An 8,411-nucleotide genomic window follows, 5' to 3' on the forward strand; every position below is an offset into this window, starting at 1 on the left:
CCGCCGAGCTTTTCCATCTGCTGGAGCTGGTCCTTGAGGTCGTCCATGCCGAAGCGTCGAGACGCCTTGCCGACCTTGCCGGCCAGGGCGCGCGCCTTCAGTCGATCAGGCGCCGCGGACCATCATGTCCGGCACCGGCTGCCCGACCTCGCGCAGGTAGCGGGCTGCGCCGGGGTGGAAGGGCAGGAAGGTGTTCTTGTTCCAGTTCGCCGCCACCGTCTCCGACGCCGCGGAGATCGCGTTCTTCAGCCGGGCGTTCTGCCCGAGCACCGACTTGGTGATCTCATAGACCAGGTCGTCGGGCAGGCTCTTGTGGGCGATGGCGAAGTTGTACATGCCGACGATGTCGAGCGGCTCCGCCTGCTTGCGATAGGTGCCCATCGGCAGCTGGCCCTGCGCCATCTCCGGGTACTTCTCGGTCAGCTTCCGGATCTCGTCGGCGGTGAAGTCGAGGTAGTTCACGTCGGCCTGCACCTCCAGCTCGCTGAAGGCCGGCACCGGCACGCCGGAGGCGAAGACGAAGGCGTCCAGCAGCCGGTCCTGCAGCTGGCCCGCCATGTCAGAGGCCGAGCCGAAGCGGATCGCCGAGGGCTTGTAGCCGAGATGGTCGAGCATCAGCGGGTAGTAGGTGCCCGGCGTGCCGCCGCGCGGCCCGACGCCGACATTCTTGCCCGCCAGGTCGGCGTGCTTGCTGATGCCGGAGCTCTTCAGCGCGATGCCATGGAACGGCGTGTCGTACATCGGGAACACCGCACGGATGTCCTGGAACTTGTTGCCCTGGGTCCAGGGGCCGGTGCCGTTCCAGGCCTGCAGTGCGACGCCCATCGTCACCATGCCCAGCTCGACTTCCTTGCGCTGGACCAGGACGATATTCTGGTTCGGGCCCTGGGTGGTGCGATAGGAGATGTTGACCCCCGTGGCCTCCTGCGCGAGCTGGCCCCAGGCCGGCCCATACAGCGCATAGGTGCCGCCCGGCGCGGCGGTGCCCATGGTCAGGGCCCGCGGCCAGCTGGCGTTGCGCGGCTGCGCCAGGCCCGGGCGGAGCCCGATGAGGGTGGGGGCGGCCAGGCCGAGGCCAGCCAGGATGACTCGACGATGCATATTATCCTCCCATGGGTGCATTCGGCAGGTTACCGGTTAGCAAGCTACCGCCCGCCGGCGCAACCCATGGCCGGATCGGCGCCCTTGCGCGGACTCGGCCATCTGCCACATCAGGGTGGCTGCATGCTCCACATCATCAAGCTCTGCGTCGGGGTGAAGGAGGTCGCCGAGCTGGCCGACTGGCAGGCCGAGCGCATCCGCCACGACCCGCCGCTGCGTCACCAGACCCGCATGATGCCGAAGCGCGTGGCGGAGCTGCTCGATGGCGGCTCGCTCTACTGGGTGATCGGCGGCTTCGTGCGGGTGCGCCAGCGCCTGCTGGATGTGCGCGAGGAGACGTGGGACGACGGCACCGCCTGCTGCGGCCTGGTGCTGGACCGGGAGCTGGTGCCGGTGGAGCTGCGCCCCCAGAAGCCGTTCCAGGGCTGGCGCTATTTCGACCCCGCCGCCGCGCCCGCCGACCTGCCGCGCGGCGCGGTGCCGGCCAGCGGGCTCGAGAAGCTGCCCCCGGCGCTGCGGAAGGAGCTGGCGGCGCTCTGCCTGATCTGAGTGGGATGGGGTAGGCTCTCCGCAACCATCACGGAGGGAACCGCCGATGCCGTCGCCGCAGCATGCCGCCATGTTCGATCTCACCGGGCGCGTCGCGCTCGTCACCGGCGCCTCGCGCGGGCTCGGCGCGGCGATGTCCGTGGGCCTGGCGCGCGCCGGCGCCGAGGTGGTGCTGAACGGGCGCGAACAGGCGACCCTCGATGCCCAGGCCGAGGCGATGCGCGCCGAGGGGCTGAAGGTCCGCACCGCCGCCTTCGACGTGCGCGACGCAGCGGCGATGGAGCGGGTGGTGAAGGGCCTCGGGCCGGTGGACATCCTGCTGCACAATGCCGGCAACCAGTATCGCGGCCCGGTCGAGACACTGACCGACGAAGGCTGGTACGGCGTGCTCGACACCCACCTGACCGCCCTGTTCCGCCTCTCCCGCCTTGTCGTGCCGGGGATGAAGGAGCGCCGGCGCGGCAAGGTGATCGCCATCGGCAGCCTGGCGTCGGAGCTCGGCCGCGGCACCATCACGCCCTATTCGGCGGCCAAGGGCGGCCTGAAGATGTTCATCCGCGCCTTGGCGGTGGAACTCGGCCCGTTCAACATCCAGTGCAACGCGATCGGTCCCGGCTGGTTCGATACCGAGATGAACAAGCCGCTGCTGAACAACCCGGAATGGCTCGCCACGGTGAAGCGCCGCTGCCCGGCCGAGCGCTACGCCCAGCCGGAGGAGATCGCCGGCACGGCGGTGTTCCTCGCCTCGTCGGCCAGCGATTTCGTCTCCGGCCAGCTGGTCTTCGTGGATGGCGGCGTCACCGCGAACATGATGTGAGGCGGCAGGCGCGCTAGACCCGAGTTGCCCGGATTGTGTCCTGGCTACTCGGGTCCAGCCTTTCGAGCCGGCGATCGCGGGCTAAAGCGCCATCGCCGCCGCCACCAGCGCAGCATTGTCCTGCGCCGGGCTGCCATCGGGCAGCTCGGCCATATCCTCCAGCCCGATCCGCAGCATCAGGCCGAGCGCAGCGGCGCGGCGCGCCATCGGCCAGGCGCTGCGGCCGAAGCCGTGCAGCTGGTGCTCCGGCCCGCCCTCGCCGATCAGCGCCAGGATGCCGGCGGCCACCGCCTCGGCCGCCGCGGGCTCGACATCGTCCATCTCCACCAGCACGCGGCGGCAGCCGGGGAGCAGGCCGAGGGCGAGCAGGCGGTTGGCATCCGAGATCGAGGCCAGCCCGGCCTCGACGCCGATGCCGCCTTCCTGCAGCGCCTCGATCACCGCCGGCGCGGTGCGCTCCGCGAGGTTCACCGAGGCCTCGTCCGGCCGCGCCAGCAGCGGCAGCCCGGCCCAGCGGCGGACGCAGGAAAGCTGCCGTGCATCGTCCTGCTCGATCCAGTCGCCGGTGCTGACCGAGACATGCACGCCGGGCGCCGCGCGGCGCACCGCGGTGACGGCGGCACCCACCGCCGCCGGATCCAGCGTCTCGGCGCCCTCGGCGTCGCGCGGATGGATGTGCAGCGCGACGGCGCCGGACGCGACGCAGGCGGCGGCGTCGGCCGCCAGCTGGTCCGGCGTGACCGGCAGGCGGGGATGGAAGCCCTTCGCCCGCGCCCCGTTCAGGCAGGCCTGGATGCGCCGCGTCGTTGCCACCTTCCCTCCTCCGTCGCCGCCGGCATCGCCCCAACTATGCGCGCCGCGCCGCAGGATGCCAGGGCCGCCTCGCCCCGCCTGCGCTGCCCGGCTTGCGCCACCCGGCCCGGCGCGACCATATCGCGGCGATGGATCTCGACTTCACCGAGGCGGAGCTGCACCGCTATTCCCGCCACATCCTGCTCGCGGAGGTGGGCGCGGTGGGCCAGGCGCGGCTGCGCGCGGCGAAGGTGCTGGTGGTCGGCGCCGGCGGGCTGGGGTCGCCGCTGGCGCTCTACCTCGCTGCGGCGGGGGTCGGCACGATCGGGCTGGTGGACCATGACAGCCTCGAACTCTCCAACCTGCAGCGCCAGGTGGCGCACAGCACCGCGCGCCTCGGCCGCAACAAGGCGGCGAGCGCGGCGGAGACGCTGGCGGCGCTGAACCCGGAGGTGCGCGTCGTGGTCCATGCCCGCCGGATGGACGCGGAGGCGGCGCGGGAGCTGATCCCGCGCTACGACATCGTCTGCGACGGCACCGACAATTTCGCCACGCGCTTCCTGCTCGGCGATGCCTGCCACCTGCTCGGCCGGCCGCTGGTGAGTGCCGCGGTGCTGCGCTTCGAGGGGCAGCTTTCGGTGTTCCGCGGGCATCAGGGCGCGCCGCATCCCTGCCATCGCTGCCTGCACCCGGAGCCGCCGCCGGAAGGCCTGGTGCCGACCTGCTCGGAAGCCGGCGTGCTCGGCGCGGTCACCGGCGTGATGGGCACGCTGCAGGCGACGGAGGTGTTGAAGCTGATCCTCGACATCGGCGAGAGCCTGTCGGGGCGGCTGCTGCTGTGGGACGCGCTGGATGCGCGCTTCCGCACCGTGAAGCTGCGGCGCGATCCGGCCTGCACGCTGTGCGGCGAGACGGCGACGATCCACGATCTTTCGGCGCATGAGGGCGTGGCGCCGGCGGTGTGCGCCGTTTGACACACCCGCTCGGCATCCTGCTGCTCTCTGGCGATCACGAGCGCGCGCACTACGCGCTGGTCTTGGCCACCGGCGCGGCGGCGGTGGGGCGGGAGGTGGTGATCTTCGCCACCAACGCCGGCTGCCGGCTGTTCCACCGGGCGCGGCCGCTGGAAGCCGATGCCCGCGAATCGCTGCTGGCGGAGCGCGGCGTGGCCGGCATCGGAACATTGCTGATGGCGGCGGAAGAGCTCGGCATCCGCCGCATCGCCTGCGAGGCGGGGCTGCGCGCCGAGGGACTCGACGCGGCGGCGCTGCGCCCGGGGGTGGAAGTGGCGGGTGTCGTGACCTTCCTGGCGGCGATCGGCGCCGGCCAGATCGTGACCCTCTGAGCACGGCTTGACCCGGCGCACGAAAGTGTCGGAGGGATCGGATATGCGCGTGCTCCTTCCCGTCCAGGTTGCGGTCCTGCTCTCGGCACTGGCCGGCGGTCCGGCCTGGCCCCAGCAGATCGTGCAGCCCGGCAGCCTGCCGCCGCCCCGCCCGTTGCAGGCGCCCTCGCCGGCACCCGCAACGCCGCCCGCCGCGCCGCGCCCAGCGCCGCAGGCGGCGCCGACGCCCCCGCAAGCCGCGCCGCGCCCGGCGCAGGCCCGCCCCGCACCGGCGCCAGCGCCACGCCCGCCGGCGCAGGCGACCCCGGCGCGCCGGCCCCCGGCGCAGCCGCCGGCAGTCGGCGCCAGGACGCCGCCCGCGAATCGCCGCCCCGGCGTGGCCGCCGCGGCGGGGGCTGCCGGTGCCGCTGCCAGTGCAGGGGCCGCCGCGGCCAGCCGCCCTGCGCCCGCCCCGACGGCGGTCCCACCTTCGCCTACGCCGCCCTCGGTCGGCCAGGTGAGCGGGCTGCCGCTGCCGCGCTTCGCCTCGCTGCGCTCCGACCAAGTCAATCTGCGGGTGGGGCCGAACACCACCTTCCCGATCGAATGGACCTTCCAGCGCCGCGACCTGCCGGTGCAGATCATCGGCGAGTTCCAGGTCTGGCGCCGGGTGCGCGACGTGGACGGCGCGGAGGGCTGGGTGCACCAGTCCACGCTCGCCGGCCGCCGCACCGTGCTGGTGCGCCCGCCCGCCGGCGCCACCGAGATCGCGCTCCGCCACGGTCCGGATGCGGAAAGCCCGCCGGCGGCGCGGCTGCGCGCAGGCGTGATCGCACGGGTGCGCGAATGCGAGGCCACCAGCGCCTGGTGCGAGGTGCAGGTCGCCGGCCATCGCGGCTATGTTCGCCGCAACGAGGTCTGGGGCATCATCGCCGGCGAGGAGGTGAAGTGATGGACGAGGACACGCCGCCGCCCGCCACGCATGACCTCGGTGGCGCACCGCGCTTCCGCTGCACGCCGGTGGAGCCCGACGACAACGCGCCGCCCGACGAGTTCGGCAAGCGCGTGGACGCGCTGCGCCAGCTTCTCGCCCAGCGCGGCCTGATGAGCGTGGACGAGCTGCGCCGCTGCGTGGAGGCGATCCCCGACGCCGAGTACCATGCGCTCGGCTATTACGAGCGCTGGCTGCGCGCGATCAGCGGGCTGATGGTTGAGAAGGGCGTCGTCGGCGCGAAGGACATCGCGTCATGAGGTTCGCCGCCGGCACGCCGGTGCGGGTGAAGCGCGACTTCCCCGAACTGCGCGGCCCCTGCCACATCCGCACGCCGCACTACCTCCGCGGTTCCTCCGGCGTGGTGGAGCGCCCGCTCGGCGCCCATCCGAACCCCGAGGACCTCGCCTTCGGCCGCCCCGCCGCGCGCGTGCCGCTGTATCACGTGCGCTTCGAGCAGCCCGCGCTATTCGGCGAGGGCGCATCCGGCGACACGCTGCTCGTCGAGATCTTCGAGCACTGGCTTGAGGAGATGCATTGATGGCCGCCCCACCCGGACCCGGGAGCATCGCCCTGCTCGACCGCTTCGTCGCCGCGCTGACGGCGAAAGGCGTGGTGACCGAGCAGGAGATCGTGGACCAGATCGCCCGTACCGACCGTGCCAGCCCCGAGACCGGCGCCCGCATGGTCGCGCGTGCCTGGACCGATCCCGAGTACCGCGCGCTGCTGCTCAGCGACGGCAGCAGGGCGGCGGAGGCGATGGGCGTCTCCATGGCCGGCGCGCCGCCGCTCGGCGTGCTGGAGGACACCGAGGCGCTGCACCACCTCGTCGTCTGCACGCTCTGCTCCTGCTATCCGCGCGCGGTGCTCGGCTATCCGCCGCACTGGTACAAATCCGCCGCCTACCGCGCGCGCGCGGTGCGCGATCCGCGCGGCGTGCTGGCGGAATGGGGCACCGTGCTGCCCGACACGATGGAACTGCGCGTGGTGGACAGCACCGCCGACTACCGCTGGATGGTGCTGCCGATGCGCCCCGCGGGCACCGAAGGCTGGGACGCGGCGCGGCTGGCCTCCATCGTCACCCGCGACGCGCTGGTCGGCGTCACGCTGCCGCACGCGGCCTAGGCATGGACAGCATCAAGGGGATCGTCGTCTGCCCGCAGCCGCGCGCGGCGGATGTCGGCGCCGACATCCTGCGCCGCGGCGGCACCGCCTTCGACGCGGCGCTGGCCACCGCCTTCTGCCAGATGGTGCAGGACCCCTTCATGTGCGGCCTGGGCGGCATGGGCACGCTGCAATTCCGCGACGCGCGCTCCGGCCGGCACGGCATGATCGATTTCCACGCCCGCGCCGGTGCCAAGGTGACGCCCGACATGTGGGCCGCCGACAGCCAGGGCCGGTCGCAGATCTCGGGCTATGCGCTGTTCGCGGATCACCGCGCCGAACTCGGCTACACCGCCATCATGACGCCCGGCACCGTCGCCGGCCTGGCGCGCTTCCACGAGGCGCTCTGCACCTGGAACTGGTCGGACCTGCTCGCCCCCGCCATCCGCATGGCGCGCGAGGGCATGGTGGTGACGCCCTTCTTCCGCGACTTCCTGGTGCGCGCGCCGCAGCCCGGCCTCCCGACCGGCATGCAGCGCGTGACGAAGACACCCGCCTGCGCCGCGCTCTACCTGAACGCCGAGGGCGCGTTGCACGAGGTCGGCGAGGTCATCCGCCACGAGCAGATGGCCGCGACCCTCGAACGCCTGGCGGCCGAGGGTGCGGCGGCCTTCTACACCGGCGGCATCGCCGAACGCATCGCCGCCGATTTCGAGCGCAACGGCGCCTTCGTCACCGCCTCCGACCTCGCCGCCTACCGGCCGGTGGAGGCCGCGCCGGTGATCGGCAGCTATCGCGGCTACGAGATTGCCTCCAACCCGCCGCCGGGCTCGGGCGCGGTGCTGATCGCGATGCTGAACATCCTGGAGAATTTCGACTTCGCCGGCACCCATCCCGGCAGCGTGCGGCATCTCGATCTCGTCGCACGTGCCATGGCCGCCGCGCATGAGGATCGCGAGCAATGGCTCGCCGATCCCGCCTTCGTGCCCGTGCCGGTGGAGCAGATGACCTCCAAGGCGCGCGCGGCGGATTGGGCGCGGAAGATCCGCGATGGCTGGCTGCCGGGCGGGCGCGCGGGCGCGCCGCCATCCTGCACCACGCACCTGTCGGCCTGGGATGCGGCGGGGAATTGCGTCTCGCTGACGCACACCCTCGGCACCGGCGCCGGCGTGGTGACGGAGGGGCTCGGCTTCAACTGGAACAACGCCATGAAGCTGTTCGACATGCAGCCCGGCCGGGCGAACAGCATGGCGCCCGGCAAGGCGCGCACCACCGGCATGGTGCCGACCATCCTGTCCAAGGCTGGCGCGCCCTGGATGATCGTCGGCGCGCCCGGCGGCAGCGTGATCATCTCCTCGGTGCTGACCACCATCGTCAACGCCATCGACTTCGGCATGAGCGCGGTGGAGGCCGTCTCATTCCCGCGCATCCATTGCGAGGGCGGCCCGGTCTTCTGCGAGGCGCGCGTGCAGGGCGACGTCGTGGATGGCCTGCGCGCGCTCGGCCACGAGGTCCGCCACTCGCCGATCTCTTACGATCCCGGCATGAGCCGCGCGCACGCCATCCTGCTGCGCGACGGCCGGCCCACCGGTGCCGCCGACCCCCGTGGCGGCGGCGGCGTGGCGATCGCCTGGTAGACCCGAGTAGCCCAGGCTGGAATCGGCTTGTGATTGGATGCGGCGCGGCAGGGTGTGATTCGTAGGCGTCCAGCTTTGGCTGGAGGCGGAGATGAC

General features: G+C 72.6%; 11 protein-coding genes. 9 read left to right on the forward strand and 2 right to left on the reverse strand.

The window, feature by feature from the left end; translation table 11 throughout:
• Positions 1-105: 105 nt before the first annotated feature.
• Positions 106-1,101, reverse strand: coding sequence for a TAXI family TRAP transporter solute-binding subunit (locus ACESM1_RS18610; RefSeq protein ID WP_372622615.1), 996 nt, complete (start codon positions 1,099-1,101; stop codon positions 106-108).
• A gap of 123 nt (positions 1,102-1,224) precedes the next feature.
• On the opposite strand from ACESM1_RS18610, the gene ACESM1_RS18615 reads away from it, so the two are divergent.
• Together ACESM1_RS18615 and ACESM1_RS18620 are read left to right on the forward strand one after the other, a co-directional pair.
• Complete coding sequence (locus ACESM1_RS18615) at positions 1,225-1,650, forward strand: DUF1489 family protein (RefSeq protein ID WP_372622617.1); 426 nt, start codon at positions 1,225-1,227, stop codon at positions 1,648-1,650.
• A gap of 46 nt (positions 1,651-1,696) precedes the next feature.
• Positions 1,697-2,467: an SDR family oxidoreductase gene (locus tag ACESM1_RS18620; protein WP_372622619.1), complete on the forward strand. Its 771-nt coding sequence runs from the start codon at positions 1,697-1,699 to the stop codon at positions 2,465-2,467.
• Positions 2,468-2,548: 81 nt separating this feature from the next.
• Here ACESM1_RS18620 and ACESM1_RS18625 read toward each other — a convergent pair whose 3' ends face one another.
• Complete coding sequence (locus ACESM1_RS18625) at positions 2,549-3,280, reverse strand: 3-keto-5-aminohexanoate cleavage protein (protein WP_372622621.1); 732 nt, start codon at positions 3,278-3,280, stop codon at positions 2,549-2,551.
• A 128-nt stretch (positions 3,281-3,408) separates the two neighbouring features.
• Between ACESM1_RS18625 and ACESM1_RS18630 the strand changes: the two genes are divergently transcribed.
• From ACESM1_RS18630 to ggt, 7 genes are all read left to right on the forward strand, one after another.
• Complete coding sequence (locus tag ACESM1_RS18630; RefSeq protein ID WP_372622637.1) at positions 3,409-4,233, forward strand: HesA/MoeB/ThiF family protein; 825 nt, start codon at positions 3,409-3,411, stop codon at positions 4,231-4,233.
• Positions 4,221-4,604, forward strand: a complete 384-nt coding sequence (locus ACESM1_RS18635) for a DsrE/DsrF/DrsH-like family protein (RefSeq protein WP_372622623.1) — start codon at positions 4,221-4,223, stop codon at positions 4,602-4,604. Before ACESM1_RS18630 ends, ACESM1_RS18635 begins: the two co-directional genes overlap by 13 nt.
• Positions 4,605-5,100: 496 nt before the next feature.
• On the forward strand, positions 5,101-5,535 hold the full coding sequence (locus tag ACESM1_RS18640) for an SH3 domain-containing protein (RefSeq protein WP_372622625.1): 435 nt from the start codon (positions 5,101-5,103) through the stop codon (positions 5,533-5,535).
• Positions 5,535-5,834 (forward strand): nitrile hydratase, encoded by a 300-nt coding sequence (locus ACESM1_RS18645; RefSeq protein ID WP_372622627.1) that lies wholly within the window; start codon positions 5,535-5,537, stop codon positions 5,832-5,834. The genes ACESM1_RS18640 and ACESM1_RS18645 overlap by 1 nt, the downstream gene beginning before the upstream one ends.
• Complete coding sequence (locus ACESM1_RS18650; protein ID WP_372622629.1) at positions 5,831-6,115, forward strand: SH3-like domain-containing protein; 285 nt, start codon at positions 5,831-5,833, stop codon at positions 6,113-6,115. The genes ACESM1_RS18645 and ACESM1_RS18650 overlap by 4 nt, the downstream gene beginning before the upstream one ends.
• Positions 6,115-6,699, forward strand: a complete 585-nt coding sequence (locus ACESM1_RS18655) for a nitrile hydratase subunit alpha (protein ID WP_372622630.1) — start codon at positions 6,115-6,117, stop codon at positions 6,697-6,699. The genes ACESM1_RS18650 and ACESM1_RS18655 overlap by 1 nt, the downstream gene beginning before the upstream one ends.
• Positions 6,700-6,701: 2 nt before the next feature.
• A complete protein-coding gene (gene ggt / locus ACESM1_RS18660; protein ID WP_372622632.1) occupies positions 6,702-8,315 on the forward strand; it encodes a gamma-glutamyltransferase in 1,614 nt (537 codons plus the stop codon).
• Positions 8,316-8,411 lie beyond the last annotated feature (96 nt).

It is taken from the genome of Falsiroseomonas sp. (assembly GCF_041690465.1).
Taxonomy (GTDB): domain Bacteria; phylum Pseudomonadota; class Alphaproteobacteria; order Acetobacterales; family Acetobacteraceae; genus Falsiroseomonas.

Excerpts from the sequence above, each read along its gene's own strand:
- ACESM1_RS18630 (WP_372622637.1), top strand. The coding sequence starts at position 3,409 with ATGGATCTCGACTTCACCGAGGCGGAGCTGCACCGCTATTCCCGCCAC.
- ACESM1_RS18610 (WP_372622615.1), bottom strand. The coding sequence starts at position 1,101 with ATGCATCGTCGAGTCATCCTGGCTGGCCTCGGCCTGGCCGCCCCCACC.
- ggt (WP_372622632.1), top strand. The coding sequence starts at position 6,702 with ATGGACAGCATCAAGGGGATCGTCGTCTGCCCGCAGCCGCGCGCGGCG.
- ACESM1_RS18650 (WP_372622629.1), top strand. The coding sequence starts at position 5,831 with ATGAGGTTCGCCGCCGGCACGCCGGTGCGGGTGAAGCGCGACTTCCCC.
- ACESM1_RS18620 (WP_372622619.1), top strand. The coding sequence starts at position 1,697 with ATGCCGTCGCCGCAGCATGCCGCCATGTTCGATCTCACCGGGCGCGTC.
- ACESM1_RS18645 (WP_372622627.1), top strand. The coding sequence starts at position 5,535 with ATGGACGAGGACACGCCGCCGCCCGCCACGCATGACCTCGGTGGCGCA.
- ACESM1_RS18655 (WP_372622630.1), top strand. The coding sequence starts at position 6,115 with ATGGCCGCCCCACCCGGACCCGGGAGCATCGCCCTGCTCGACCGCTTC.
- ACESM1_RS18615 (WP_372622617.1), top strand. The coding sequence starts at position 1,225 with ATGCTCCACATCATCAAGCTCTGCGTCGGGGTGAAGGAGGTCGCCGAG.